Origin of the sequence: Pseudomonas sp. WS 5051 (genome assembly GCF_012985715.1) — a bacterium.
GTDB classification, from domain to species: Bacteria; Pseudomonadota; Gammaproteobacteria; order Pseudomonadales; family Pseudomonadaceae; genus Aquipseudomonas; species Aquipseudomonas bubulae.
Genome location: NZ_JAAQWV010000013.1, coordinates 91,872 through 115,866, shown reverse-complemented (window position 1 = coordinate 115,866; position 23,995 = coordinate 91,872). Strand labels below are relative to the sequence as shown.

Here is a 23,995-nt window from a genome sequence, read left to right as displayed (position 1 = left end):
TCTTTTCGGTCACTTGTTTGACCGCCTGGATTTTGAATTCTTCGGGATATCGCTGGTTGCTCATGGCACCTCCTAATGGGCCTCATTTTAAGGCTTGGAGGTGTCTACGAAACTAGGGGCGATTCAGGGTGATCTCTTCGGTCCTCAGAGTTGTCAGTGAACATCATGCCTTCTTTGGCAATCCGGTCGATGTTGGGGGTTTTGTAGCCCACCACACCCATGGAGTAGGCGCTGATATTGGACTGGCCAATGTCATCACCAAAGATCACCAGGATATTGGGTTTTTCGGCGGCCACGGCGGTGGCGGACAACGCCATCACCGAAGCCGCCACGAGGGCTAGCCGGGGGAACCACTTGGCTGTTCGAGTCATGCAACTTGCTCCTTGTTGACCTGGTTGGTGCACTGCTGACGGCTGTTTTTCTTATTGCTGTTGCTCGTTGGCACTGGTCTCGAACGGGTAGATCCGTCGCCATTGCGACGCCATATCGACGATAGTCCAGTCCTGCTGTTTTGCCTGATCGAGCGCCTTGTCCAGGCGGCCGATTTTCGAGTCCTTGTCATAGGCCCATTCGCGTTTGGCGTCGGTGTGATGCACCAGCCCCATCAGGCGCGGGCCGTCGCCGGCGGCGGTCCACTGGAGCATCTGCAGGTCGCCGTCGGAGTTGCCGAAGGCGAGGATCGGTCGGCGGCCAATCACGCTGTCGATACTTACCGGTTTGCCGGGGCCGTCATCGTTGTGGGCAATTTTGGCGGTGCGCAGGATTGACGGTTTGCCGTCCTTGACCTGGTATTCGGTGACAAACGTGGAGCCGATCACGTGCTCTGGCGGTATGCCATAGACCTCTTCGGCAAATACGCGCATAAAGCCGGTATCGCCGCCGGACACGATGTAGGGCTTGAATCCCTGGCTGCGCAGGTAGGCCAGCACTTCCAGCATCGGCTGGTAGACCATCTCGGTGTAGGGCTTGCCGCTGGTGGGGTGGCGTGCGCTGCTTAGCCAGCGCTGGACGTTGTCGCGGAACTCATCGGTGGTGAGCCCTGCGTGGGTCGTCATGAAAATTTTCAGCAGGCCCTCCATGCCGCTTTCGGCCAGGGAATTGTGGTCGTTTTCCAGCACCGCCTTGAACGGTTGCTGGTCTTTCCATTCCGGGTGTTGGGGGGCCATGCGTTTGATTTCGTCGAAGGCAAACAGCTCCTCGAAATAACCCGGTTGCTCGCTCCACAGGGTGCCATCGTTGTCGAACACGGCGATACGCGCTTCGGGTTGTACAAAGCCCTTACTGTCTGGCGTGGTAACCGTCTCGACAAATTCGATGATGCTTTTTTTCGCCGGCCCTTGGTTCCAGGAGGGCAACGGGTCGGCAGCCAGGGCGAACAGGGGCAGGGCGAATAGCAGAGTCGCTGCCGTTCTTGCCGAGATCCTTTTGCTCCAGTGGGAGCGAGCCTGCTCGCGAAGACCATTCGCGAGCAGGCTCGCTCCCACGGCTACAGTTTTTTGTTTATTCATTTTTGGAAGTCCTTTTCATGTCTTGGGTTGAGCGGGCGCAAACCATAGTTTTTGCGCGGCGGGCGGTTGTGTTTCCACTGACGCATGGCATTGAAAGCGTGGAGCAAGCGCCGCCGGTTCACAGACAGGGCAACGGCCAGCAGCAATAACCCGATGCCAACCAGCAACGTGGCGGGCAGCCGCAGCCGCAGCCGGGTGGGTTGGCCCATTTGCCTGAGGTCGTCAACGATCGAGAACACCGGGGTGTAGCTGCTGCTGGCTGTGGCCTTGAAGGTGACGGCCGGGAGTTCGCCGAAACGGATTTGGCGGTTCACGCTGTCCCACCATTTGACGCGGATTGCCGGCAGCTCGAAATCGCCTTCGCGCTCGATGCGATAACTGATCCGGTCAATGCGCTGACCGCCATTGAAACCGCCCCGGCCGTCGTCCAGATTGCTCACCTGCGGGGTCTGCGGGTAGGCACCGAGTCCGGCCACCGAGCCCCGGGGCGGAGCGGGCAGGGCCAGCCCCGGGGTACCGTCGGCCTGTAACGTCACGCTGCGGGTCAGGCTGTCACCCACCTTGAACGGGCCGCCTGGCGGGGTCAGGGTCTGGCTCAGGCGCAACGCGCTGGCCACCAGTATCGGTTCGCCGGGGCTGAACCCTTCGGGCAGACTGGCACGAAAGGTCAGCACCGGGGTTTGCCCCGACAGCTCATGGCTGGCCTGCGCCGGGGTCGCGCGCACTGTCAGTGGCGCGATCGAGAACGCTTGCGCCTGCGTCGGGGTGATTCGATAGGTGTAGCGCAGGCCGCTGAAGGTCTGGCCCTGAATCGTCTGCGACAGGTGCCCGGCCTCACCATTGGGCGGTGTCACATCGGTACCGTCCAGGTTCAGTTCGGGTAATGACGCACCACGGGTGAACCAGCTGTCGGTGAGCACATCGACCTGCAACTGCAAGGTCTCGCCCACCACCACGGCATCACCCGGTACCAGCCGGGCCTGCACCAACAGTTGCGGTTCGTTGGCCTGTGCCAGGCCGACGAACATCAGCAGTACCAGGGCGCAGGGCTTCATGGCGCCACCTTTTGGTCTTGCAGGCTGAATTTTTGCCGCAGGAAATTGGCCGGAGAGGTGGTCAGGTTTTGCAGCCATTGTTCGTCGCTGGCCGCCTGCGGGGTTTGCAGCGGTTTGCTCTGGCCTTTGCCTGGCGGCTTGTCGAATTTGATCGCGTCAGGTTTGACTTCGGGGTGTTCTGCTCGGCGCTGTCGGTATCTTTTTCCAGGGCAATGGCCAATGCCAAATTGGCACTGGCTTCGGGGAACTGCGGTTGCAGGGCCAAGGCCTGGCGATAGGCGGCAATCGCCTGATCGAACTTGTAGCGGCGTACGTAAATATTGCCCAGGTAAAAGTACGCCGGGGCGGTGTTCAACTGGGCAAAGCTGGCCAGTGCCAGATCGAAATCGGCGGCGTTATAAGCTGCGATGCCTTTCCAGTAAGGATCGACAAATAACTCGGCTGCTGCGGGGTAGTGCTGGTGCTCAAAGGCCCAACGCCCTTGCTGATCCCGGGTGAAGAAGGCATCGGTCAGTGCGTTGGCCTGCGCCGGTGACGGTTGCAGGGCCAGCCCTGCGCCCAGCAGCAGGACGGCGTTCCAGTTGAGGCTCCAGCCACGGCGCACCGAGAACCAGGCAAGCAATAGCAGGGGCCCGCATAACCAGTAACCGGCGTCTTTCCATTGCAGCTCGCGCTGCTCGTCGCTGGCGGCCTGGAAGTGCTGTTGGGCGTGGCCTTCGACCCAGTCCAGATCATCGTTGTTTATGGTCAGGCTGCCCAGCGGTGCATCGGTGGCCGCGGCCAGTTGCTTGAGCGCGGCGCTGTCGAAGCTGCCCAGTTGCGGGCGACCGGAACTGTCGGTGCGCGGTTGGCCGCTGGCATCGCGAATGATCCCGCCATTGCTGCTGCCCACTGCCAGTACCAGTACTTGCAGGGCATTGTCGTGCATCAGGGCTTTGAGGCTGTCCAGTTGCGAGGTGTCGGCGCCATCGGTGATCAGCAGCAGGGTGCCCGGAGCTTTCTCGGCCTGCAGCAGGCGCCTGGCCTGCTCGATCACTGCCGCTACGTTTTTGCCGGGCCGGGCAATCTCAGGCCTCCCGCGGTGGTGAGCGCGGGTGGCGCCGTGAGGCCAGCAGTGCGAGCAGGTGATACAGCGTCATCAGGCTGATGGCGGCCGCTACGGGCAACCAGAACAGGTCACGTTTGGGCTGGTGGCTGAAGGTTTGCACCCTGTGCGGGGTGATGCGGTCCAGGGTGGCGTACACCTGGTTCAGGCTGTCACGGTCTTCTGCGCGAAAGTACTGGCCGCCGGTGCTGTTGGCGATGCTCTGCAGGGCTGCAAGGTTGACCTTGGCTTCACCATCGGCTTCCGGGTCGCCTATGCCGATGGTGTGGATCACTACCCCTTTGGCCGCCGCCATGGCCGCGGCACGGGGCACGGGGATGACGCTGCTGGTGTCGTTGCCGTCGGTGAGCAGGATCAGTACTTTCTCCTGCTCGTGGGCCTGGTCGAGCAGTTTCAGGCTCAGGCCGATGGCGTCGCCGATAGCGGTGTCGGGCCCGGCCATGCCGATGCCGGTGTCGTCCAGCAGCAGCGACAGGCTGGCGTGGTCGAGGGTCAGGGGCGCTTGCGGGTAGGCAGCGCTACCAAACAGGATCAGGCCGATGCGGTCGTCCTTGCGCCGGGCAATAAAGTCCTGCACCACGTGTTTGACCGCGCTCAGGCGGTCGATCCTCTGCCCGCTGGCGTCGGTGAAATCGGTGGTTTGCATCGATTGAGAGATATCGATGGCAAGCATCAGGTCGCGCACCGGTTGCTGGCGCTCGATGGGTTTTTCGACCCATACCGGTCTGGCCACGGCCACCACCAGCAATGTCCACACCAGCAGGTTGAGCAGCAATTGCCAGATGTTGTGCTGCGCACCTGCGATCTGTGGTGCTTGATCGACAGCGCGGCTCATGGCGTTGAAAAACGGTACGCGTACCGCACTGCGGGCTTCGCGGTAAGCGGGCAGCCAGCGGTAGCCGAACCACGGCAAGGGCAGCAACAGCAGCAACCAGGGATAATCAAACTGCCACATGGTGCAGCTCCACCCAGCGTGTACAGGTGTCGACCAACTGCTGGCGTTGTGCGGCGGGCAGGGCGAGCAATTGCTCATCCTGGGCGTAGGCCAGAAACGCCAGTTGCTGGCTGAAATCCTCGGGCACAGGCGGCGGGCCGTGGCGTTGTAAAAAGTCCTGCCAGGCCTCGCCCTGCAGAGGCGCCGCTGCCTGCGGGACGGGCATGGACAGTGCCACCCGTTTAAGCAGCGTGGGCAGTTCGCGCAAGGTGCCCAGCGGGTCGTTGGCCGCGCGCAGTTGTGCCAGCCGTTGCAAGGCCTCGCGCCGGTAGCGGTCACGCCGCCACTGCCAGCAGGCGCGTGCCGCCCAGACCGCCAGGCCGGTCAGCACAACCCCAAGCAAGGCCCACCAGCCCCAGGTCTGCGGCAGGTAGCTGACGGGTGCAGGCAGGGCCAGGGTTTGCAGTTGGTCAATGCTGGGGATAGGACTGCTCATGGCCGCGCCCCGCCCAGTTTGCCCAGTTCGATCCGCAGCTGGCTGTGAGTATCCTGCGCGGTGCTGAACATCATCAGCGGCACCTGGCTGCGGCGCAGCAGGCTGGCGATGTCCTTGAAGCGCCCGCTGAGGAAGTCGCCCAGCGGCTGGCGTACGTGTGCGTGCTCTACCGCCAGCTCCACTTGCAACTGGCCCTGGGTAACCAGCAAGCGCCCGGTGTCGGGCAGGTCCAGCGCCAATGGGTCGTAAACCTGCATGGCGATGACATCGTTGTGCACTGCCAGTTGGCGCAGCAACTGCAGGGTGTGCGGCCCGGCCCCGGCGAAATCGCTGATCAGGCAAATCAGGTGGTCATGCCCGGCAATGGCCAGGCACTGTTGCAGAACCTTGTCCAGTTGGTCGGCGTCTTCGCAGTCCGGTTGAGTGGCATTGAGTTCCTGGTTTTGCCGGGCAATTTTGCTGCACAACGCCTCCACCCGTTTGCGGCTGCGCAGCGGGGCAATACTGTCGATGCGTTGATCGTTGAATACCAGGGCGCCCACCCGGTCACCGGCGTTGAACACCATCCATGCGGCCAGTGCACCCAGTTCGGCAGCGGTGGCGGATTTGAAGCTGCGGCTGGAGCCAAAAAACATCGACATGCGCTGGTCGACCACGATCAAGGCCGGGCGGTCGCGTTCTTCGGTAAAGGTACGCACCACTGGCTTGCCAGTGCGCAATGAGGCACGCCAGTCGAGGTGGCGCAGGTCGTCACCGGGTTGATAGCGGCGTAGTTCGTCAAAATTCAGGCCGCGGCCACGCAAGCGCGAAGCATGATTGCCCGAGAGGATACTGCCGTGGGGTTGGCGGGCGACAAAACTCAACGCCCGCGCTTTGAACTCCAGCGCCATCAGTTGCGCAAGCGAGACGTATACCAGGCCGTCGGCCTCCTGCCGTTGGGCGTGCATCAGGCAGGTATCGCGACTTTGTCGAGTATGCGTTGCAGTACCTGATCAGCGCTGACGCCATCGGCCACGGCGTCGTAGCTCAGTTGCAGGCGGTGGCGCAGTACCGGATACGCCACGGCGCGCACGTTGTCCGGGGTGACAAAGGCCTGGCCGCGCAGCCAGGCGTCGGCACGGGCGCAGCGGTCAAGGCCGATACCGCCGCGGGGGCTGGCGCCGATACTGATCCAGCGGGCCAGATCGGCGTCATAGTCGGCAGGACGGCGGGTGGCGTTGATCAGGTCGATCAGGTAAGCATCGATGGCGGGGGACACGGCCACTGTGGCGACTTCGCGGCGAGCCGCGAAAATCACCTCCTGACCCAGGGTAAACGGCGGGGCTGTATCGGCTGTGGCGTGCTGCACCTGTTCTTCAGCGCGCAGCATACGCAGCACCCGGGATTCATCTGCCGGGCTTGGGTAGTCGAGCAGCACTTTCATCACAAAGCGGTCCATCTGCGCCTCGGGCAGCGGGTAGGTACCTTCCTGTTCGATGGGGTTTTGCGTAGCCAGCACCATAAACAGTGCGGGCAGCGGGTGGCTGTTGCCGGCGACGGTGATCTGCCGTTCTTCCATGGCTTCAAGCAGGGCCGCCTGCACCTTGGCCGGGGCGCGGTTGATTTCGTCGGCCAGGATCAGGTTGCCAAACAGCGGCCCGGGTTGAAAACGGATCAGGTTCTGGCCGTCCACCTGGTGCAGCACCTCGGCGCCGGTGATGTCCGATGGCAGCAGGTCAGGGGTGAACTGGATACGGCTCATCTGCGCCTCTAGGTGCCTGGCCAACGCCTTGACGGTGCGGGTCTTGGCCAAACCCGGCAGGCTTTCGAGGAGCAGATGACCGTTGGCCAGCAAGCCGACGATGATCTGGCGGATAACCTCGTCCTGGCCCAATACCGCTTCGGCGATGCTGGCTTGCAGGGCATTCAGATCGTTGAGCGCTGTCATAAAGCATTCCTTGCTTGAGCACGATTACCAGGGGGCGGGGACCACCACAAACTGCACGTTGCCACCCACATAGCGGGGCTGATACCAGGTTGGTCCGCAGTGTTGATACGCCACATTGTTGGCCACGACCGATACGCAGTCCGCAGGCACGCTGGTGACTTGCGAGCCGATGGCTATTGCCGTGGCCGTGGTTGCACCCACCACGGCGGCGGCTGCCCACGGGTGATACCAGTTGTCCGGTGGTGGTGGCGCAGGCAAGGGCCGTGGCGGAGGTGGCATGGGCCGTGGTGCCGGGTAGGGATGCGGTTGGGGGGCCGGCTGCGGGTAGGGGTGCGGCCCCGGCTGTGGATGCGGCTGTGGATGCGGCTGTGGCTGTGGCTGTGGCATGGGGTGCGGCGCTGGGTGTCCGCCAGTGTGCGGCAGCACAAAAGTCCGTGCGCCGCCACCACCGCGCAGTTGCCAGGCCAGGGCGACAGAGGTGTGCAGCAGGCAGGCGCTGAGCACGCCACAGAACAGCCAGTGCAGACGCTTCATGGTTGCGCCTCCAGGCTGTATTTGCTCGGGGCCCACTGCAACGGCACTTCCTGGGCACCTGCGGGCGGATCAAAATCAAAGCTGTGGGCGCTGATTGCCGGTGTGAGCTGCCAGGTAAAGTCGACGCTGTGACGCGGCTGCTCGGGTATGTCGCGGCGGGTGATGGTCAGGCGGCACGGCAGGCGCTGTTCGCCCTCACGCAGCCACAGCTGCCAGTCGATAGCATCCTGACGCAAGGCGTAATGATCACAGCGCTGGCCGTCCAGCGTCTCACTGCCAATCAGCACGGCCGAACGCAAACCGGCCTGTCTGACGGTGTTGGCGTTCCAGCGAAACAGGTCGGCCAGCGGCAACTCGATGCCATAGCGACTATTGAGCAGGTCGATCAGTGCGTTGATGTTCGCCGGAGCGGGGGCGCTTGCGTAGTAGGGGCTGGGGCTCTGGTAGAGGGTGAAGCGCTTGCCGTTGTAATAGAGGGTGCGGTGTATGCCCTGATTGTCCACCGAGACCAGCAGCTTGTCCGGCTGTTGGGCCAGCAGTCGGGTGGTGTGCCGAAATTCGACGGTCTGGCCGTTATCCAGTACCTGGTCTGTCTGGCTGCGGGCCTCGACGCCAAACTGCTTGAGGCTGCGCAGGTAACTGCCCATCTGCTCCAGGGCCTGCACAGCCGCGGGCTCGATGGCGGACGGGTCGCCGGCATGGGCGTGCAAGGCCAGGGCCAGTAACAGGCCTGGCACTACGCGACGTACCCGAGGCATGGTCACGACGCTTACCAGACGTACTGCATGCGCAGCGTCCAGGTGGCGATATCCGGTGAGCCTTTGCGCTCGCTCACGGTGTCGGTATAGGCCAGCAGGCCGCCGAATTGGGGGGTGAGCATAAAGCCCATACTGGCGCCTGCTAGGGTGCTTTCCTGTTTGTTGTCCTGCCAGTCGCCGTCAATTTTTGTCTCGCCGCCCCGGCTATAGGTGGCGTCCAGCGAAGCCCACAGGGCGCGGTTGAAGTCGTAGCTGTAATGGCCTTCGATGGCATACAGGGGTTTTTGTTCGAGCTTGCTGTTGCCCTGGTATTCATCGTTGGACCCGAACAACGACACCATGGTGTTGATCTCCAGCCAGGTGGGGCCGATGGGGGTGCCGAAACCCAGCTCGGGTTTGTACACCCAGCGATTGGCACCGATATTGATCACCCGGTTCTTGTCATAGTCGCCGGTGGGGGTGGTGACTGTCAGGGATGCCGTGAGAAAGGTCTCGGGAGTCCATTTGGCGAACTCCTCCTTGCTCAGGGCGGGGCCGCCAAAGATGTTGTGTGCGAACACCAATTGGGTGTCACCCATGCCACCGTTGTGTTTGGTACCGGTGAAATAGCGGGCGTTGTCGAATGATGCGGATAGATCGGCGTAAGGCTGCAGGATCTCGAAGGCACTGTTGCGCCCGTCGATACCGAAGCTACGGGCATAACGCAGGATATACAGGTCGGCATTGAGGGACAGACCGTCGATGGGTAGCGAGGTGTCGATGGGGGTATTGGAGTCGACGCGGTTGTAATAGCCGAGCAGCATGTTCAGGTCGGTGGGGGTGTTTTGCCAGTCACGGGCGTTGTCGGCCCAGCCCGCCAGCGGCGTCAGGATCAGGGTGAGGGCGGTAAAGCTGGCCTTGCGAGCGGTACTTGCTCCCATCGTAGTGCTCCTTCAATCGCTCTTTGGCGGTTTATCGTCCGATGCCCGGCGTGTTTATTTGTTTACTGAAGCTAGCAGCAACCGCGAAATTCGCTGGCTGGTGACGCAAATGCTGCTGATTCTGTGGGCTGGGTCTCTTTTAAATGACGAGCGGTTATAGGTGTTGCGCTCGGGGAGCAGGGTTGGTGTTGTTCAAATTTTTGCTTTTGCTGTAGCCACCCCCATGAATGGATTTGTCCCCGGTGGTTTTAACTGCAATACCGGCGACATATTTTCTCTATGGGACCAAGCCCATTCAGCGGACTACTGGTTATTTAGCCACCTATGAGCACTGGCTGCGTGATATCGTATTGACCTTTATCCAGAGGCTATCCAATGCGAATGCTGATTAGCGTCATGAGTCTGGCCATGCTGGCCGGTTGTGTGTCTCCTGCGATGGACACTGCCCGTAGCCAGGCCCCGACCCGGGTGCTGGCTTCGGAAAAAGCCACGGCGCTGGTCGCCGAATGCATCAAGTTTTCCTGGCAGGATGAAAGCGTGTTCGGGGTCGATGCCAGTGCCTATATCAATAACGACAAGGCTGGCAAACAGACCGTCTACACCCGTGGCGCCGAGTCCTTTGCCGATCTGACGCCCCAGGGCACCGGCACGGCAGTGAGCTACTACGCCCAACAGCCGGGTGATGCTGCTGCCATGCGCCGCCTGGCGATGCTGGCGACATGCCTGTAACCGCGTAATGGACTTGAGGCAGGGCTTTGTCCTGACCCGGCACTGGCGTGATACGCCGTCGGGTATCGAGGTCGACTTCTGGTTGGCCACCGATGACGGGCCGCAGCAGGTGCGCCTGCCTTACCAAACCTGCACCGCGTTTATCCCCAAGATTCAGCTTGGCCAGGCCCAGGCTCTGCTGCAGAACGAGCGCGATATCGAATGGCGTGAGCTGGCGCTGTGTGATTTCCAGTCGCGCCCGCTGATCGGCCTCTACTGCCGCCAGCATGCCCAGTTGATGGACATCGCCCAGCGCCTGCGCCGCGCCGGGGTCGATGTGTACGAGGCCGATATACGCCCGCCGGAGCGGTTCCTGATGGAGCGTTTTATCACTGCGCCGGTGAGCTTTGGCGGCCGTGTACAGGGCGATGGCCCGCTGCTGGACGCCCGGATCAAGCCGCATCCCGACTACCGGCCAAGGTTGAAATTGGTGTCCCTGGATATTGAAACCAGCGAGCAGGGCGATCTGTATTCCATCGCCCTCGAGGGCTGCGGTCAGCGTCAGGTGTATATGCTGGGCAAGGCCACCGCGGCCGATACCCCGGTGGATTTCGACCTGGAGTTCTGCGCCAGCCGCGGCGACCTGTTACTGCGTCTTAACCAGTGGATGGCCCGGCATGACCCCGACGCGATCATCGGCTGGAATGTGGTGCAGTTCGACATGCGGGTGTTGCACGAGCATGCCCGGCGCCTTGGTATCCCGTTGCTGCTGGGGCGTGGCAGCAGTGAAATGCAGTGGCGCGAACACGGCACGCGCAAAAACCATTTTGTCGCCAGTGCTGCGGGCCGCTTGATCATTGACGGCATCGAGTCGTTGCGCTCAGCGACTTGGTCGTTCCCGTCTTTCAGCCTGGAAAACGTCGCCCAGACCCTGCTTGGCGAAGGCAAGGACATCAGCACGCCGTACCAGCGCATGGACGAAATCAACCGCATGTTCGCCCACGACAAACCTGCGTTGGCGCGCTACAACCTCAAGGACTGCGAACTGGTCACGCGGATTTTCGCGAAAACCGAGCTGCTGACCTTTTTGCTGGAGCGCGCCTCGGTCACGGGGCTGGAGGCCGATCGCAGCGGTGGCTCGGTGGCGGCCTTTTATCACCTGTATATGCCGTTGATGCACCGTCAGGGCTTTGTCGCCCCCAATCTGGGGGACAAACCGCCCCAGGCCAGCCCCGGCGGCTTTGTCATGGAGTCCGAGCCGGGGTTGTATGAGTCGGTGCTGGTGCTCGATTACAAAAGCCTGTACCCGTCGATTATCCGCACTTTTTTGATTGACCCGCTGGGGCTGGTTGAAGGCTTGCGCGAGCCTGGCGATGAAACCTCGGTACCGGGCTTTCGTGGTGCGCGTTTCTCTCGCACCCGGCATTGCTTGCCGGCCATTATCGAGCGCGTGGCCAAGGGGCGCGAAGTGGCCAAGCGGGACAAAAACGCGCCCCTGTCACAGGCCCTGAAAATCATCATGAATGCGTTTTACGGGGTGCTGGGCTCCAGCGGTTGCCGGTTTTTTGATACGCGGCTGGCATCCTCGATCACCCTGCGCGGGCATGAAATCATGCTCAAGACGCGGGCACTGATCGAGGCCCGGGGCTATAGCGTGATCTATGGCGACACGGACTCCACCTTTGTCTGGCTGCGCAGTCAGCACAGTGAGGAGGACGCGGCGAGTATCGGCCGTGAGCTGGTGCAGTACGTCAACGACTGGTGGCAGGCCCATGTGCGTGACGAGTATGGGCTGACCAGCGCACTGGAGCTGCAATTCGAGACCCACTACAGCCGCTTTTTCATGCCCACCATTCGTGGCGCCGAAGAGGGCAGCAAAAAGCGCTATGCGGGGTTGGTGGTGCACGCCGACGGCCGTCGGGAGATGGTCTACAAGGGGCTTGAGACCGTGCGCAGCGACTGGTCACCGCTGGCCCGGCAGTTCCAGCAGGCGTTGTACCTGCGCATCTTCAATCGTCAGCCCTGGCAGGCCTACGTGCGTGACTTTGTGCGTGCCACCCTGGCGGGTGAGCATGATGAACTGCTGATCTACCGCAAGCGCCTGCGCCGCCCGCTCAGTGATTACGAGCGCAATGTGCCGCCCCATGTGCGGGCGGCGCGGCTGGCCGATGAGTATAACGACCGGCAGGGGCGGCCCCGGCAGTACCAGAATGGCGGGACGATCAGCTACGTGATCACCGTGGCCGGCCCCCAGCCGTTGGAGAACCGCACCGCAGAAGTGGATTACGAGCACTATCTGTCGCGTCAGCTGCAACCGGTGGCCGACGCGATTCTGGTGTTTGTCGATGACAATTTCAGCGCCCTGGTGGGCGGGCAACTGGGGTTGTTCTAAGCGTCGCTGGCAGGGCTGGCGGCGGCCTTGGAGCGGGCACGATCCTTGGCGGCCTTGGCTTCGGCGGCCAGGCATTCCAGGCAGAACTGCTCGGCATAGCTCATCAGGATTTCGGTGGTGTCGCCCTTGATCGTGCGGGACCCAGCGAGGATATAGCGCATGCGTTTTTCCGTGACCCCGAGGCGCAGGGCAATCCAGGCCGGGGTCTGGCCGATACGGTCGACCAGTTTGTTGGCGTATTCGGTGGAGTGGTTGTAGCGTTCAGCGTTGGGAAACATAGGGGTTCCATGGGGCGGTAGGATGAAGCCGGAGGGCATGGTACTCCTTTTCACCCGCGCCCATGATTTTGCCTACCCCGGCGGTCACGACTTGACCGGCTTGATCAGACTCTCTGCCGGGATGCCAAACATCTCATGCAGCTTCCAGATCATGGGCAGGGTCAGGGAGCGCTTGCCGTTGAGCACTTCATACACCCGGTTCTGCCGGCCGATCGCAGGCACCAGGTCAGCCGCTGACAACCCGGACTGCTCCATCCTGAAGCGGATGGCATCCAGCGGGTTGGGCAGGTCGACGGGAAAGTGCTTGGCTTCGTAGGCTTCGATCAGGGTGATCATGACCTCCAGGTAATCGCCCTCAGGTGTCCCGGGCTGCGGTTCATTGTCGAACAGCGGCGAAACCGACTTCAGTGCGTCTTTGTAGTCCTGCTCGGTGCGAATTGGACGAATATTCATGGCTTACTCCATTTCCACGGTGTTGGCATCGATGGCGTCGTACTGCTGGTGAGTGCCTGCGAATTTGATATAGATGGCGCTGAAGCGGTAGGCCACAGCTACCACGAGCCGATAGTCGTTACCTTTGATGTTGAACACGACCCGGTTGCTCTTGAGAATGCTGGCATGGCGAAACGGCGCCTTGATGTCGGCCGGCGTTTGCCAGTTTGCCTTTTTCGCTTCATCTATCCAGCAGAGGAAGGATTGCTCTGAGCCTGGGTGCTGTTGCCAAAAAATCTTGAGCTGACTGACTGCGATGATTCTCATAAAACGATCCTGGTCCCATGATGGGACTTTTGCAAGTTGGCTTTACGTCCTGTGCTGCTCAAATACCCTGCAACTCTCAGGAGCGCCAGTTTGAAAGCTTGAGCAAATATGAGCTGCGCCATTCAGGCCTCACTGCCCCCGGCATGGACTCTTCTGTAACAGCGAAAGACCCGGCCGAAGTCATGCCCGCCCGCTGTTTTATGAACTAGAGTTTCCCCCACTCACCAACAGACACGAGAGGGACTTTCATGACTGCGCTGGATGTTTTCTGGGTCGGGCTGGGGGGCGGGCTGGGCTCGCTGTTGCGCTGGTGGATCGGTTTGCGGGTAGGGCAGTTCTATAAGGGGCCGTTTCCGCTGGGTACATTTTTGATCAACGTCAGCGGCGCATTTGTAATCGGTTACCTGAGCATCCTGTTTACCGTGGACTGGCGCGACCGCTACGGCGACTTCCTCAGCGCCGCGGTGCTCACCGGTATTCTGGGCGGTTACACCACATTCAGCAGCATGCAGCTGGATGCCTCGAAACTGGCCAAGGCCAGGGATCGTGCATGGGCCGCAGGTTATCTGATCATCTCGGTACTGGTCGGCCTGGCCGCCGCCGCTTTCGGCGCCTGGCTGGCGCGCTGACTCAGGAGTCACACCATGCTCAACATGATTATTCTGATTTTCGTCGGTGGTGCGTTCGGCGCCATGTGCCGCGAGTTCGTCATGCTCTCGGTGCCGCGCCTGGCCGATGGTTTTCCCATGGATATCTTTGTCGCCAATATCGTCGCCGCGTTCCTGCTGGGCGTGGCCACGTCGCTGTTCAAGAGCAACCGCATCAACCAGTACGTGCACGTGATGGTCGGCACCGGGATCATGGGCGGGTTATCCACGTTCTCCAGTTTCGTGTTTGGCGCAGTCGAGATGATGCAAGACCCGGGCAGTGTTTTTGTCTCCATCTGCTATCTGGTGATCAGCCTGGTAATCGGTTTTGCTGCCGTCGAACTGGGTCTGATTGCCGGGGCCAAGGTTACGCCGCTGCCTGCATCCGATACCCCGCAATAAGCCCTTGCAGCGCCCATGAAAAAGCCCTCGTCAGAGGGCTTTTTTTATCCTGCCAAGTCTCAGGCCAAAGACGTACGCTTGCCGAAGAACATCTCGGTGATCAGATCATTGTTGATTTGATCGCCCTGCAGGGTACGCACCAGCAACTCACTGCCCAGCAACGGCAACGACAGCACCATGGTCGGGTTGACGCGTTTGACCTTGGGCATGTTCCGCGTTTCGTTGACCAGTGCGATGATCTGGGTTTCGTCGCCTGCCACTTCCTTGGCCGCGAGGATGGTGAACACGTTTTCGGCGTCGCTGTCGCACAGGGTGACGATGTACTTGGCGTCCGCTGCTCCGGCCAGTTTCAGGGTCGACGCGGCCGACGGGTCACCTTCAATGATATCGGCCTTTTCCGGCAGGTCATGCTGGCTGCCGGCCGCGCATACCACCGTGACGTGTTCGCCGCGATCGGTCAGACCTTTGTAGACGTTTTGTGCCAGGGAACCAACGCCAACGAGAATGTAGTGATTTTTACGCGCCATATGGGTAATCCTGCCTTTAACAATACGTTGGATGTTGTTGCTGATCAGCGGGCCGGCAATGGACGCCACCGAAATCGCGAAGATGGTGATGCCCAGGATGATCACTGTCAGGGTGAAAAAACGCGCATCGGTGGTATGCGGGACGATGTCACCAAAGCCTACGGTGGACATCACCACGATGGCGAAGTAGAACGCCGATGGCAGGTCCGTCACCGGCGGTGCAAAGCCATCACCGATGTAGAGCGTGCCCAGCGTGCTGTAGACGATCAGTGAGGCGATGCTGACCACCGCAAAGAAGCTGCCCGAGGCCAGGCTGTAGTGGTCAAAACGGCGCCAATAGAAGGCCAGCACGGCAATGGTGACCAGCGAGAAGAAGGTCACGCCGTCAGGTTTTTTCAGAATGAAAAAATCCACGCAGACCGTGGCCACCAGCAGCAGCAGGGAAAAAAACCAGCTGATGCGTGACTTGATCAACAGCCCCAGTGACATCAGCAGGAGTACAAGCCCCACCACAAACCCGGGGATTTCCAGCAAGGCTAAAAAGCTTAATGCCTCCTTCCAGGTATCAAAGGAGCCGGATTTGGCATTGGCATGGGCAACGCCACGTTCAAGCACCGGCAGAAATAAAAGAAAGCCGTTGATCGCAACCAGCAAGGCGACCCCATAGGCAAAGGAGATCCGATTTTTAACGTCCTGTAATAAAGTCATGGCACCTACGACGCGTCAGTTAAGGGGTGAGGGGAGTGTAGGTCAGGTTTATCGGGCTGCCACCAGCAGCCCGTGCGCTTGAGCCTCTGATCAGGCGTTGGCAGGCAGTTGGTCATAGCCGCGGATGTAGTAATTGAGGGCCGAAATCAGCCAGCACAGGACAAACATCCCGATGATCCAGTAGCCAATCTCGCCGAAGTTTTCACTGAGGGCATTGATCGGCGTCCATATCCCGCCGGTGAGTTGCAGTTTTTCGGCAATCAACCCCAGCGCTTCGACACCACCAATAAACAGGGCCACGACCACCGAGGCGGCAGTGATGGTGATGTTGTAGTAGAGCTTGCGCACCGGTTTGGAAAACGCCCAGCCGTAGGCACCGATCATCACGAAGTTGTCCAGTGAATCGATCAGGGCCATGCCCACCGCAAACAGCACCGGGAATACCATGATTGACCACAGGCTGATGCCGTGGGAGGCGCTGGTGGCGCTGATGCCCAGCAAGCCGATTTCGGTGGCAGTGTCAAAGCCCAGGCCAAACAGAAAGCCCACCGGGTACATGTGCCAGCTTTTGTTAACCAGGTTGAACACCCGACCAAAAATTCGCGCCATCAGGCCACCCTGGTGGGTGGTGATCAGGTCCAGTTCTTCGGGGGGCAGGGTGTGGCCGGCCTTGACCTGTTTGAACTTCTTGTACACCGAGATCAGGATGACCAGGTTGAGCACGCCGAACAGCAGCAGGAATACCGAGGACACCAGGGTGCCGATCAGGCCGCCGGTTTCATGGAACCACTCCATATCGTCCTTGAACGCCATTGCCGTGGCCGCAATCGCGAAAGACGCCAGCACCACAATGGTCGAATGCCCCAGGGAGAACCAGGTGCCTACGGCTATCGGGCGTTTGCCCTGTTGCATCAGCTTGCGGGTGACATTGTCGATGGCGGCAATATGGTCGGCGTCCACGGCGTGGCGCAGGCCGAAGCCGTACGCGAGCAATGCGGTGCCCATCAAGACCGGGTTGTTGCCGAACTCGATAAAGGCCCAGGCCCAAGCCAGCAGGTTGGCCACGATCAGGCCGGTCAGCAGATAAATGGCGCGCCGTGTGGTGTTCGACGGCTCGGCATTTGTCAGGGGGTAGGCAATCGCGGTCATGGAAAGACTCCGGCAAAGGGATCGAAATTATTGGCGGTGGGCCGGCATGACGTCTTTGTTGGGCACCAGAAACAGCCAGGAAGCCAGTACAAAGGGCATGGTCAATGTCGGGATGCCAACCGGGGCCAGTACTGTATTCAAGGCGCCTTGCACAAATACAGTGAAAACCACGCCAATCAGGGTGTAGATCAACACGCGCCAGCTGGGCTTGTTGAAGGTCGAGCCCAGGGCGATGGCAGTCAGCACGGCGCTGAAGGCATACAGGCCGTTATTGATGCTGGCGTGTTCGGCTTGCAGCACCACGGCCACCAGCACCGCCAGCAGCGAGCCCAGCAGGCCGAACACCGCGGCCCACAACGATGACACCGCCAACCCGGCGAGAAACAGCACGCTGCCGATCACCGTGCTGATCAAGAACACTTCGGAGATCCCGTAGAACGTGCTCTTGAACAGGTCGATACCATCGAACAGGCTGGTGTTGTACGCGACCAGATCATGGGGCAGGTTGGGCACGGGCAGGGCGCTGGTGTTCAGGCCGCCAAAGGCATAGCTGGCCAGCAGCATGGTCCAGGTCACCAGCACGAAGGGCGCCGTGAGGGCGGCGACTTTCCAGGTCTTCAGAATATCGGCGATGCAGATGGTGACAATTACCGAGACCACACTGCCGAGGATAATGCACAGCCACAGGATGGGTGTGACAGCGAGGAAGGTAGGCAGGGCAGCGCCGACCAGGCAGCCGTTATAGCCATAGAGGCCGGCCTTCCAGGAAGTGCGGTCCTTGAGGTGCATACCGGTAAGGGTTGCCACGACCGTGCCCAGGACACTGCCGAAGGCCATGGCCGGGTTGCCTTCGCCAAACGCGCCGACAAAAATGGCGGCAAAAAACAGTAGCCCGGTCAGCGGGTTATTCTGGAACATGACCTGAGCACAACCACGCAGGGTGACGTCGATAAACTCAAGGACGACGTTGCCATCCACGATTTTCGACCACTTGGATGCAGCTTCCATATTGACTCTCCCAATTGAGCATTTGGCCAGGATCAGCTTGTGTAGCAGCTGCCGAAGGAACGAGGCTGCGTCCGGCGGCGCAGCCGTCGTAATTCCTGAGGACAGGGTTTGACTGGCACACCGCAGTGCCTGATTTTGCGACGGCTGCGCCGCCGAACGCAGCCTCGTTCCTACGGCAGCTGCTACACAGCTACTTCCACAAAAACGCCGGTTGCAGGGTCACGCCCAGGATTTCTTCGCGGGCCACCTTCCAGAACTCGCGGATTTGCGCCTTGACCTCGCCACTGTCGTTGCCCAGCACCTTGAATATCAGCCCGCAGTCGTTGGGCAGGCGGGTCACCCCGCTGGCCAGCCCGGCCTGCATGTCAAACAGCGCCGGGATGCGCTCGACAATCCGGTCGTGATGCTCCCTGGGCGTGAGCAATACCACGTTGCCGAACACATCGAAGGTCTGCATCACGCCAATGGCGTCCAGGCTCTCTTTTTTTGGCTCAAGAATGTACTTCTCGACAAACAGCTCGCGACCCTCGAGGTTCTCGGCGCGCACCCGGGAGGAGTACACGTCAAAGCCGAAACGCTCATCCACATGATGATACTTGCGCCCCGACATCAGGATTTCGCAGTAGATGGCCGTCGCCGTGGGGTGGATCCTGATTTGCGTGTCGGTGATAAACCGTGCATTGCGATGGGGGATCAGCGGGTCGGGCATAAACTCCAGGTAGCCGCCTTCTTCGATAGTGAAGTGCTGGATTTGCGAGGCGTAGTTGGCATTCATCGAATGCACTTTGGTCGCCGACTGGGTGGTGACGTGCCCGCAGGCACCCACCCCCACGTTGACATCTGTGGCCAGGCGGTCGCCCTGCAGCACGCAGCCCGAAGTTGAAATCATGGTCACACAGGGCAGCTCGGGCATTTCCTCGTCCCAATACAAGGCCCGTTGCACCAGCGATGGTACGCGGCGCTCCATGTCCGCCAGCACGCTGCGGTTACCGCGCTTTTCAAAACCCAGGCGCAGGTAGCCGCTTTTACCCACGGCACCGCTGTGCATTTGCGCCGGTTCGTCCTGGTACTGCGACAGCTCCGGCGCATCAATGCCGAGTGAGTGAGCGCGTAGCCGTGACGGGTTGTTCACGATCTGGCTCTGCGCTGTCATGCACTGACCCCGCTTTTGACCGCCGGTTTTTGTGCGAACAGGAACATGTGCTCGATCATGTCCACCAGTTCTTCAATGCCCTGACCGGTCTTGCAGTTGGTGAGGATATACGGGCGGTTGCCGCGTACCACTTTGGTGTCGCTTTCCATCACATCAAGGCTGGCGCCAACGTAGGGGGCGAGGTCGATCTTGTTGATGATCAGGATATCGGCCTGCACCAGCCCCGGGCCATTTTTGCGCGGGATTTTCTCGCCTTCGGCGACGTCGATCACGTAGATATAAAAGTCGGCCAGGGCCGGACTGAAGGTCAGGGTCAGGTTGTCGCCGCCGCTCTCGATCATGATCAGGTCGCTGTCGGGGAACTTCTCTTCCATTTCCTCGACCGCGGCAATGTTCATACTCGGGTCTTCACGCACGGCGGTGTGCGGGCAGGCACCCGTTTCCACACCGAGGATCTTGTCTTCATCGAGGATACCCTTGAGGGTACGTTTGACCTGTTTGGCATCTTCGGTGGTGACGATATCGTTGGTGATGATCAAGGGCTTGTAGCCACGGTTGATCAGGATCGGAGTTATCACTTCGATGATCGCGGTTTTACCTGAACCGACCGGGCCGCCAATACCAATACGAGTAAACTTTTTCACGGTTATTTCCTTACCAGATAGGGGAGCGGAAGCTGCGTCGACACATGCCGACGCAGCCCGGGGTGTCAGTTCATGAATAGCCGTACATGTGCCTTGACGTGCACGGCGGCGAGCACATCGACTATCGGGACATAGGAGAACATCTGCTCGATATCGCCGACTTCGGCGATATCGCAGAACGCTTCAATGTCGTGGTTGAGTTCGAACAGGATGTGCTGGGTGTCCAGGTGCGTGACCCGCATCAGGCGCATGGCCGCGCTGAGGATGGTCATGGCCACGCCGTACTGGTGCATCACCACGACCTCACGGGCACCGATGCCCTGGGTCGACATCACCACGGCCTGGGTGACGGGGTAGGTGCCTGCCGCGTTGCCGGCCTTGATCTGTTCAAGCCACCAGCGCACCAGCGGTTTTTCGACGACATGGATCGACATTTCCGCCAGTTTTTTGCCCATGCGCGTGGCCATCAACCGGCTTTCTTCATTGAGCTTGCGGTTATTCACCGCCCAGTCGGCGCGTAAAATGCCGTCGCGGTCTTCTGCCACGGCAGCCCGGTGCGCAGCGACCACGCCCATGCCGTCACAGCTGGCCGCCTGCTTGAGGGCGGTGAGCACAAAACCCTTCAGGGTCGGGACATCGTGGACGATGCCTTTTTGAATGGCCGATTCCACGCCGTTGGAGAACGAAAAGGCACCGACCGGCAATACGGAATCGCCAAACTGCATGATGCGAATTAGATCTGATGCGTTCATCTATGCGCCTTCTTGCCGGGTTCAGTGCTTATGGCTGTGAAACGTATGGCCGTTGTCGTGACTGTGACTGTGTGCGTCATGGCTGTGCACGCCCTGGATCTTCAGGGCGGCAGCGTCCAGCTTGTCTTGCGGGCTGGCCACGTGAACATGGGTGTCGGTTTCTTCGGCACCGCCAAACAGCAGGCGCGCCTCGGATGTGGTCAGCAGCGGCAGGATTTCGGCGCCGCCAACAAAAGCGTACGGCAGGTGTTGAAAGCCGTGGGTGCGCATCACCGAGTCCATCATTTTGGTTTCGACGGTGAGCGGGATATAGACCTCGTTGTTTTTGGTCACGGCTTTCCAGTGCTGGTTGCCGAGGGCATGGCCGAGCTCGAAGCTGGTTTTGATCAGCACGTCCAGGGGCTGTTTTTTCAGCTCCTTGAGATCGATGACCATCACGTCGCGCAGGTTCAGTTGCACCACTACGGCGGTGTTGGAGCCTTCATCCCAGAGCAGCACATCGCCGTCCGAGAGCACCACGTTACGTTCCAGCGAAATGCCCAGGTCAAGACCGCCGAGGCTGGTGCGCCGGCAGCGACTTTTTTGCGCTTCACGCTGGTCGAGCACCAGCAGGTCAACCTTGGCGCCTTCGAGTTTGTGTTGCCAGTGCGGGTCTTTCTTGGCGTTGCCGAGTATGTGTTCAATCAAAATCACGTCGCAAACTCCTTCCCTGAATCATGTGCCGGGCGTGTGCCACCGGGTGCAGGTGCCCCCGGTAGCGGCCCGTTCAGGCATTAGCCAAAGAAATAACGCTGGTTCATGGTGGCCACATCGATGGGCTTGCACGTGGCGTGTACGCCGTCGACTTTTACCGCGAAAGTTTCCGGATCAACATCGATATGCGGGGTCTGGTCATTGCGCACCAGGTCCTTTTTGGACACGGTGCGGCAACCGCGCACCGCCATGACCTGACGCTCCAGCCCGGCCTTTTCTTTCACGCCGTCTTCCAGCGCCGCTTGCGACACGAAGGTCACGCAGGTGTCTTGCAGGGACTTGCCGAAGGCACCGAACATCGGACGGTAGAACACCGGCTGCGGGGTTGGCAGAGAGGCGTTCGGGTCACCCATGGCGGCCCAGTTGATCATGCCGCCCTTGATCACCATTTTCGGTTTTGCCCCGAAGAAACGCGGATCCCACAGCACCAGGTCGGCCATCTTGCCGACTTCCACCGAGCCCAGCACATGGCTGATACCCTGGGCCAGTGCCGGGTTGATGGTGATCTTGGCCACGTAACGCAGCACCCGGAAGTTGTCGTTATCGGCGCTGTCTTCCGGCAGTTTGCCACGCGACACTTTCATCGCATGGGCGGTTTGCATCACCCGCAGCCAGTTTTCACCGACCCGGCCCATGGCCTGGGAGTCACTGGAAAACATGGAGATCACGCCCATGTCCTGCAGCACGTTTTCGGCGGCAATAGTTTCCGGGCGTACGCGGCTTTCAGCAAACGACACGTCAGCCGGCACGTTCGGGTTGAGGTTGTGGCAGACCATGATCATGTCGAACAGCTCGGCCTGGCTGTTGACGCCGTAAGGCAGGGTCGGGTTGGTCGAGCTTGGCAGTACGTTGCTCTGGCTGGCCACCTTGATGATGTCGGGGGCGTGACCACCACCGGCGCCTTCCGTGTGGAAGGTGTGAATGGTGCGACCTTCGAAAGCATCAATGGTGTCTTCGACGTAGCCACATTCGTTCAAGCTGTCAGTGTGCACCGACACCTGCACGTCCATCTCGTCGGCGGTACGCAGCGCATGGCGCAGTGCGTTTGAGGTTGCGCCCCAGTCTTCGTGAACCTTGAGCCCGGCGACACCGGCGATGATCTGTTCGGCCAGCGGCTCGCGGCCAAAAGAGTTGCCCTTGCCCAGCATGCCGACGTTGATCGGCAGCCCTTCGAGCGAACGCAGCATCTGGCGGATGTTCCAGGGGCCGGCAGTCACGGTGGTACCGTTGGTGCCATCGGTAGGGCCGATACCGCCGCCGAAGAAGGTGGTGATGCCGTTGGACAGCCCGTGATAAGCCTGCTGCGGCGAGATCAAGTGAATGTGGGTGTCGATCCCGGCTGCAGTCAGGATCAGGTGCTCGCCGGAGATGGCGTCGGTGCTCACACCCACGACCAGGCCGGGGGTCACGCCGCTCATGATGCCCGGGTTGCCGCTTTTGCCGATCCCGACGATCTTGCCGTCACGGATACCCACGTCGGCTTTGATTACGCCCTGGATCGCGTCGATGATGGTGACGTTGGTGATAACCAGGTCCAGTACGCCGTTGTCGCGGGTCAGGGTATTGTCGGCGCCCATGCCGTCGCGCAGGGATTTGCCGCCGCCGTAAACGGATTCTTCACCGTAACCGCGCAGGTCCTTTTCAATCTCGACAAACAGGTTGGTGTCACCCAGGCGGATTTTGTCGCCCGTGGTTGGGCCGAACAGGCCTGCGTATTCTTTGCGTGAAATGGTTGGCATCGGTGGCTCCTTTTCTAATGCCGCGCGAGCGTCAATGGTTCAACGGCGCGAGTGCAAAGTATGAGAATGCGTGTTTACTTGTCGTTGACGGGCTTGGACGGCTTGGCCGGCTCGGAGAACTTGAAGCCGCGATCGACTGCGCGCTGGATGGCCTGCAGTTTTTCCGGGCGCTCATGGTTGCTGGTGAGCTTGTCCGGTACCCAGCCATCGACCAGGTTGTTGAAGCCGTAAAGCGTTTGCTTGCCACCGTAGGGGATCAACGGCACTTCGATTTCGTCGCCCGGCTCGAAGCGGATGGCTGTGGTGGCCGTGATGTTCAGGCGCTTGCCAAAGGCGGCGGCGCGGTCGAATTCCAGGGCACGGTTGACTTCAAAGAAGTGAAAGTGCGAGCCGATCTGGATCGGACGGTCACCGGTGTTGCGCACCTTTACCTTGGTGACGGGGCGGTCTTCGTTAAAGGTGATGGGCGTGCTGGCGTAAATCGTGCCGCCCAGAGGCACATCGGCTTCATTGCCCTTGCTGACGCCACCGGGGTTCTTGGCGTGGGGGATGCTGTGGTTCGGGTGAGTATCCTGGTGCGGGCCTGCTGTCTCTTTGGTGCTCATGACTGATTCCTCAAAACGTGAAAGTTTTGCGTTTACCGGGTTTAAAGCAGACGGTTACTTGATCGGGTCGTGGACCGTGACCAGACGACTGCCGTCGGTGAAAATCGCTTCAACCTGAACGTTGGGAATAAGGTCGCTGACGCCTTCCATCACGTCATCCTTGGTGAGTACTTTGCTGGCCTCGGTCATCACATCCTCAACCGACTTGCCATCGCGTGCGCCTTCCAGGGCGGTCACGGTGATAATTGAAACAGCCTCTGGATAGTTCAATTTCAAGCCGCGAGCCTTGCGCCGGAATGCGACGTCCGACAGGGTGTAAACCATCAGCTTTTCGACTTCTCTGGGGGTGAGCTGCATAAGCCCTCCTATCTACAGTGCGGTAAGAATTAACGTTCTGGAGTGCCGCTCAGGCGTGCGCGCATGCAAAACACTCCACACGATGGGTACGTGTGAAGGCGGGTTGACGAGTGAGTGGGTTTTTTTAATGCCTATTGTCGTTTCATAAGCTCAACCGTTCAAATCCATTAATACGGG

26 protein-coding genes and 2 pseudogenes are annotated in these 23,995 nt (G+C 60.4%); 4 read left to right on the top strand and 24 right to left on the bottom strand.

Annotation, left to right across the window (positions count from 1 at the left end; all coding sequences use genetic code 11):
• Window positions 1-152: 152 nt before the first annotated feature.
• From HBN79_RS18975 to HBN79_RS18925, 11 genes and pseudogenes are all read right to left on the bottom strand, one after another.
• A pseudogene (locus tag HBN79_RS18975) lies at window positions 153-371 on the bottom strand (arylsulfatase); the annotation flags it as partial.
• 51 nt (window positions 372-422) lie between these two features.
• Window positions 423-1,508: an HAD family hydrolase gene (locus HBN79_RS18970; protein ID WP_262372670.1), complete on the bottom strand. Its 1,086-nt coding sequence runs from the start codon at window positions 1,506-1,508 to the stop codon at window positions 423-425.
• The gene (locus HBN79_RS18965) at window positions 1,505-2,563 is read right to left on the bottom strand and encodes a BatD family protein (protein WP_169917026.1); all 1,059 of its coding nucleotides are present in this window, start codon (window positions 2,561-2,563) and stop codon (window positions 1,505-1,507) included. The genes HBN79_RS18970 and HBN79_RS18965 overlap by 4 nt, the downstream gene beginning before the upstream one ends.
• Window positions 2,560-3,629, bottom strand: a pseudogene (locus HBN79_RS18960) (tetratricopeptide repeat protein); the annotation flags it as partial. The pseudogene HBN79_RS18960 and the gene HBN79_RS18965, both read right to left, overlap by 4 nt.
• A 1-nt stretch (window position 3,630) precedes the next feature.
• Window positions 3,631-4,623: a VWA domain-containing protein gene (locus tag HBN79_RS18955; RefSeq protein ID WP_169917025.1), complete on the bottom strand. Its 993-nt coding sequence runs from the start codon at window positions 4,621-4,623 to the stop codon at window positions 3,631-3,633.
• A complete protein-coding gene (locus tag HBN79_RS18950; RefSeq protein ID WP_095018085.1) occupies window positions 4,610-5,098 on the bottom strand; it encodes a DUF4381 domain-containing protein in 489 nt (162 codons plus the stop codon). The genes HBN79_RS18955 and HBN79_RS18950 overlap by 14 nt, the downstream gene beginning before the upstream one ends.
• A complete protein-coding gene (locus HBN79_RS18945; RefSeq protein ID WP_095000490.1) occupies window positions 5,095-6,045 on the bottom strand; it encodes a DUF58 domain-containing protein in 951 nt (316 codons plus the stop codon). The genes HBN79_RS18950 and HBN79_RS18945 overlap by 4 nt, the downstream gene beginning before the upstream one ends.
• On the bottom strand, window positions 6,045-7,025 hold the full coding sequence (locus tag HBN79_RS18940; protein WP_095000489.1) for a MoxR family ATPase: 981 nt from the start codon (window positions 7,023-7,025) through the stop codon (window positions 6,045-6,047). The genes HBN79_RS18945 and HBN79_RS18940 overlap by 1 nt, the downstream gene beginning before the upstream one ends.
• 24 nt (window positions 7,026-7,049) lie before the next feature.
• Entirely contained in the window at window positions 7,050-7,559 is a 510-nt protein-coding gene (locus HBN79_RS23890) for a hypothetical protein (RefSeq protein ID WP_186348347.1), read from the bottom strand.
• Window positions 7,556-8,317 carry a DUF2092 domain-containing protein gene (locus tag HBN79_RS18930; protein ID WP_169917028.1) on the bottom strand — a complete coding sequence of 254 codons (762 nt, stop codon included), beginning with the start codon at window positions 8,315-8,317 and terminating at the stop codon, window positions 7,556-7,558. Before HBN79_RS18930 ends, HBN79_RS23890 begins: the two co-directional genes overlap by 4 nt.
• 11 nt (window positions 8,318-8,328) lie before the next feature.
• Window positions 8,329-9,237 carry a transporter gene (locus HBN79_RS18925; RefSeq protein WP_169917024.1) on the bottom strand — a complete coding sequence of 303 codons (909 nt, stop codon included), beginning with the start codon at window positions 9,235-9,237 and terminating at the stop codon, window positions 8,329-8,331.
• A 375-nt stretch (window positions 9,238-9,612) separates the two neighbouring features.
• On the opposite strand from HBN79_RS18925, the gene HBN79_RS18920 reads away from it, so the two are divergent.
• Together HBN79_RS18920 and HBN79_RS18915 are read left to right on the top strand one after the other, a co-directional pair.
• Complete coding sequence (locus tag HBN79_RS18920) at window positions 9,613-9,966, top strand: hypothetical protein (RefSeq protein WP_165446478.1); 354 nt, start codon at window positions 9,613-9,615, stop codon at window positions 9,964-9,966.
• A 7-nt stretch (window positions 9,967-9,973) separates the two neighbouring features.
• Window positions 9,974-12,337: a DNA polymerase II gene (locus HBN79_RS18915; RefSeq protein WP_169917023.1), complete on the top strand. Its 2,364-nt coding sequence runs from the start codon at window positions 9,974-9,976 to the stop codon at window positions 12,335-12,337.
• Here the strand turns inward: HBN79_RS18915 and HBN79_RS18910 are convergent.
• The 3 genes from HBN79_RS18910 to HBN79_RS18900 form a co-directional block, all read right to left on the bottom strand.
• Window positions 12,334-12,615 carry a hypothetical protein gene (locus HBN79_RS18910; protein WP_016781210.1) on the bottom strand — a complete coding sequence of 94 codons (282 nt, stop codon included), beginning with the start codon at window positions 12,613-12,615 and terminating at the stop codon, window positions 12,334-12,336. The genes HBN79_RS18915 and HBN79_RS18910 overlap by 4 nt on opposite strands.
• Window positions 12,616-12,699: 84 nt before the next feature.
• Window positions 12,700-13,068, bottom strand: a complete 369-nt coding sequence (locus HBN79_RS18905; RefSeq protein WP_095018083.1) for a transcriptional regulator — start codon at window positions 13,066-13,068, stop codon at window positions 12,700-12,702.
• 3 nt (window positions 13,069-13,071) lie between these two features.
• On the bottom strand, window positions 13,072-13,374 hold the full coding sequence (locus HBN79_RS18900) for a type II toxin-antitoxin system HigB family toxin (RefSeq protein WP_095018082.1): 303 nt from the start codon (window positions 13,372-13,374) through the stop codon (window positions 13,072-13,074).
• A gap of 248 nt (window positions 13,375-13,622) precedes the next feature.
• Here HBN79_RS18900 and crcB (HBN79_RS18895) point away from each other — a divergent pair, with 248 nt between their 5' ends.
• Together crcB (HBN79_RS18895) and crcB (HBN79_RS18890) are read left to right on the top strand one after the other, a co-directional pair.
• Window positions 13,623-14,003 (top strand): fluoride efflux transporter CrcB, encoded by a 381-nt coding sequence (gene crcB, locus HBN79_RS18895; protein WP_095018081.1) that lies wholly within the window; start codon window positions 13,623-13,625, stop codon window positions 14,001-14,003.
• 15 nt (window positions 14,004-14,018) lie between these two features.
• On the top strand, window positions 14,019-14,423 hold the full coding sequence (gene crcB, locus HBN79_RS18890; protein WP_095018080.1) for a fluoride efflux transporter CrcB: 405 nt from the start codon (window positions 14,019-14,021) through the stop codon (window positions 14,421-14,423).
• A gap of 59 nt (window positions 14,424-14,482) precedes the next feature.
• Here crcB (HBN79_RS18890) and kch read toward each other — a convergent pair whose 3' ends face one another.
• From kch to HBN79_RS18840, 10 genes are all read right to left on the bottom strand, one after another.
• Window positions 14,483-15,658, bottom strand: coding sequence for a voltage-gated potassium channel protein (kch, locus tag HBN79_RS18885; protein WP_095000483.1), 1,176 nt, complete (start codon window positions 15,656-15,658; stop codon window positions 14,483-14,485).
• 90 nt (window positions 15,659-15,748) lie between these two features.
• Window positions 15,749-16,807, bottom strand: coding sequence for a HoxN/HupN/NixA family nickel/cobalt transporter (locus HBN79_RS18880; RefSeq protein WP_169917022.1), 1,059 nt, complete (start codon window positions 16,805-16,807; stop codon window positions 15,749-15,751).
• A gap of 27 nt (window positions 16,808-16,834) precedes the next feature.
• On the bottom strand, window positions 16,835-17,815 hold the full coding sequence (gene yut / locus HBN79_RS18875) for an urea transporter (protein ID WP_095018079.1): 981 nt from the start codon (window positions 17,813-17,815) through the stop codon (window positions 16,835-16,837).
• Window positions 17,816-18,005: 190 nt separating this feature from the next.
• Complete coding sequence (locus HBN79_RS18870) at window positions 18,006-18,968, bottom strand: urease accessory protein UreD (RefSeq protein WP_095000480.1); 963 nt, start codon at window positions 18,966-18,968, stop codon at window positions 18,006-18,008.
• Window positions 18,965-19,612 carry an urease accessory protein UreG gene (ureG, locus tag HBN79_RS18865; RefSeq protein WP_169917021.1) on the bottom strand — a complete coding sequence of 216 codons (648 nt, stop codon included), beginning with the start codon at window positions 19,610-19,612 and terminating at the stop codon, window positions 18,965-18,967. Before ureG ends, HBN79_RS18870 begins: the two co-directional genes overlap by 4 nt.
• 65 nt (window positions 19,613-19,677) lie before the next feature.
• Window positions 19,678-20,364 (bottom strand): urease accessory protein UreF, encoded by a 687-nt coding sequence (locus HBN79_RS18860; RefSeq protein WP_169917020.1) that lies wholly within the window; start codon window positions 20,362-20,364, stop codon window positions 19,678-19,680.
• Window positions 20,365-20,385: 21 nt separating this feature from the next.
• Window positions 20,386-21,057, bottom strand: coding sequence for a hypothetical protein (ureE, locus tag HBN79_RS18855; protein WP_095018078.1), 672 nt, complete (start codon window positions 21,055-21,057; stop codon window positions 20,386-20,388).
• Between the two features lie 80 nt (window positions 21,058-21,137).
• Window positions 21,138-22,856 (bottom strand): urease subunit alpha, encoded by a 1,719-nt coding sequence (locus HBN79_RS18850; protein WP_095000477.1) that lies wholly within the window; start codon window positions 22,854-22,856, stop codon window positions 21,138-21,140.
• A gap of 74 nt (window positions 22,857-22,930) precedes the next feature.
• Window positions 22,931-23,461: an urease subunit beta gene (locus HBN79_RS18845; RefSeq protein ID WP_153328757.1), complete on the bottom strand. Its 531-nt coding sequence runs from the start codon at window positions 23,459-23,461 to the stop codon at window positions 22,931-22,933.
• A gap of 54 nt (window positions 23,462-23,515) precedes the next feature.
• Window positions 23,516-23,818, bottom strand: a complete 303-nt coding sequence (locus HBN79_RS18840) for an urease subunit gamma (RefSeq protein WP_016781195.1) — start codon at window positions 23,816-23,818, stop codon at window positions 23,516-23,518.
• Between the last annotated feature and the right edge of the window lie 177 nt (window positions 23,819-23,995).

What these genes read in the sequence shown, in the direction of transcription:
- HBN79_RS18970 (WP_262372670.1), bottom strand. Translation starts at nt 1,508, where the DNA reads ATGAATAAACAAAAAACTGTAGCCGTGGGAGCGAGCCTGCTCGCGAAT.
- HBN79_RS18965 (WP_169917026.1), bottom strand. Translation starts at nt 2,563, where the DNA reads ATGAAGCCCTGCGCCCTGGTACTGCTGATGTTCGTCGGCCTGGCACAG.
- HBN79_RS18955 (WP_169917025.1), bottom strand. Translation starts at nt 4,623, where the DNA reads ATGTGGCAGTTTGATTATCCCTGGTTGCTGCTGTTGCTGCCCTTGCCG.
- HBN79_RS18950 (WP_095018085.1), bottom strand. Translation starts at nt 5,098, where the DNA reads ATGAGCAGTCCTATCCCCAGCATTGACCAACTGCAAACCCTGGCCCTG.
- HBN79_RS18945 (WP_095000490.1), bottom strand. Translation starts at nt 6,045, where the DNA reads ATGCACGCCCAACGGCAGGAGGCCGACGGCCTGGTATACGTCTCGCTT.
- HBN79_RS18940 (WP_095000489.1), bottom strand. Translation starts at nt 7,025, where the DNA reads ATGACAGCGCTCAACGATCTGAATGCCCTGCAAGCCAGCATCGCCGAA.
- HBN79_RS23890 (WP_186348347.1), bottom strand. Translation starts at nt 7,559, where the DNA reads ATGAAGCGTCTGCACTGGCTGTTCTGTGGCGTGCTCAGCGCCTGCCTG.
- HBN79_RS18930 (WP_169917028.1), bottom strand. Translation starts at nt 8,317, where the DNA reads ATGCCTCGGGTACGTCGCGTAGTGCCAGGCCTGTTACTGGCCCTGGCC.
- HBN79_RS18925 (WP_169917024.1), bottom strand. Translation starts at nt 9,237, where the DNA reads ATGGGAGCAAGTACCGCTCGCAAGGCCAGCTTTACCGCCCTCACCCTG.
- HBN79_RS18920 (WP_165446478.1), top strand. Translation starts at nt 9,613, where the DNA reads ATGCGAATGCTGATTAGCGTCATGAGTCTGGCCATGCTGGCCGGTTGT.
- HBN79_RS18915 (WP_169917023.1), top strand. Translation starts at nt 9,974, where the DNA reads ATGGACTTGAGGCAGGGCTTTGTCCTGACCCGGCACTGGCGTGATACG.
- HBN79_RS18910 (WP_016781210.1), bottom strand. Translation starts at nt 12,615, where the DNA reads ATGTTTCCCAACGCTGAACGCTACAACCACTCCACCGAATACGCCAAC.
- HBN79_RS18905 (WP_095018083.1), bottom strand. Translation starts at nt 13,068, where the DNA reads ATGAATATTCGTCCAATTCGCACCGAGCAGGACTACAAAGACGCACTG.
- HBN79_RS18900 (WP_095018082.1), bottom strand. Translation starts at nt 13,374, where the DNA reads ATGAGAATCATCGCAGTCAGTCAGCTCAAGATTTTTTGGCAACAGCAC.
- crcB (WP_095018081.1), top strand. Translation starts at nt 13,623, where the DNA reads ATGACTGCGCTGGATGTTTTCTGGGTCGGGCTGGGGGGCGGGCTGGGC.
- crcB (WP_095018080.1), top strand. Translation starts at nt 14,019, where the DNA reads ATGCTCAACATGATTATTCTGATTTTCGTCGGTGGTGCGTTCGGCGCC.
- kch (WP_095000483.1), bottom strand. Translation starts at nt 15,658, where the DNA reads ATGACTTTATTACAGGACGTTAAAAATCGGATCTCCTTTGCCTATGGG.
- HBN79_RS18880 (WP_169917022.1), bottom strand. Translation starts at nt 16,807, where the DNA reads ATGACCGCGATTGCCTACCCCCTGACAAATGCCGAGCCGTCGAACACC.
- yut (WP_095018079.1), bottom strand. Translation starts at nt 17,815, where the DNA reads ATGGAAGCTGCATCCAAGTGGTCGAAAATCGTGGATGGCAACGTCGTC.
- HBN79_RS18870 (WP_095000480.1), bottom strand. Translation starts at nt 18,968, where the DNA reads ATGACAGCGCAGAGCCAGATCGTGAACAACCCGTCACGGCTACGCGCT.
- HBN79_RS18860 (WP_169917020.1), bottom strand. Translation starts at nt 20,364, where the DNA reads ATGAACGCATCAGATCTAATTCGCATCATGCAGTTTGGCGATTCCGTA.
- HBN79_RS18850 (WP_095000477.1), bottom strand. Translation starts at nt 22,856, where the DNA reads ATGCCAACCATTTCACGCAAAGAATACGCAGGCCTGTTCGGCCCAACC.
- HBN79_RS18845 (WP_153328757.1), bottom strand. Translation starts at nt 23,461, where the DNA reads ATGAGCACCAAAGAGACAGCAGGCCCGCACCAGGATACTCACCCGAAC.
- HBN79_RS18840 (WP_016781195.1), bottom strand. Translation starts at nt 23,818, where the DNA reads ATGCAGCTCACCCCCAGAGAAGTCGAAAAGCTGATGGTTTACACCCTG.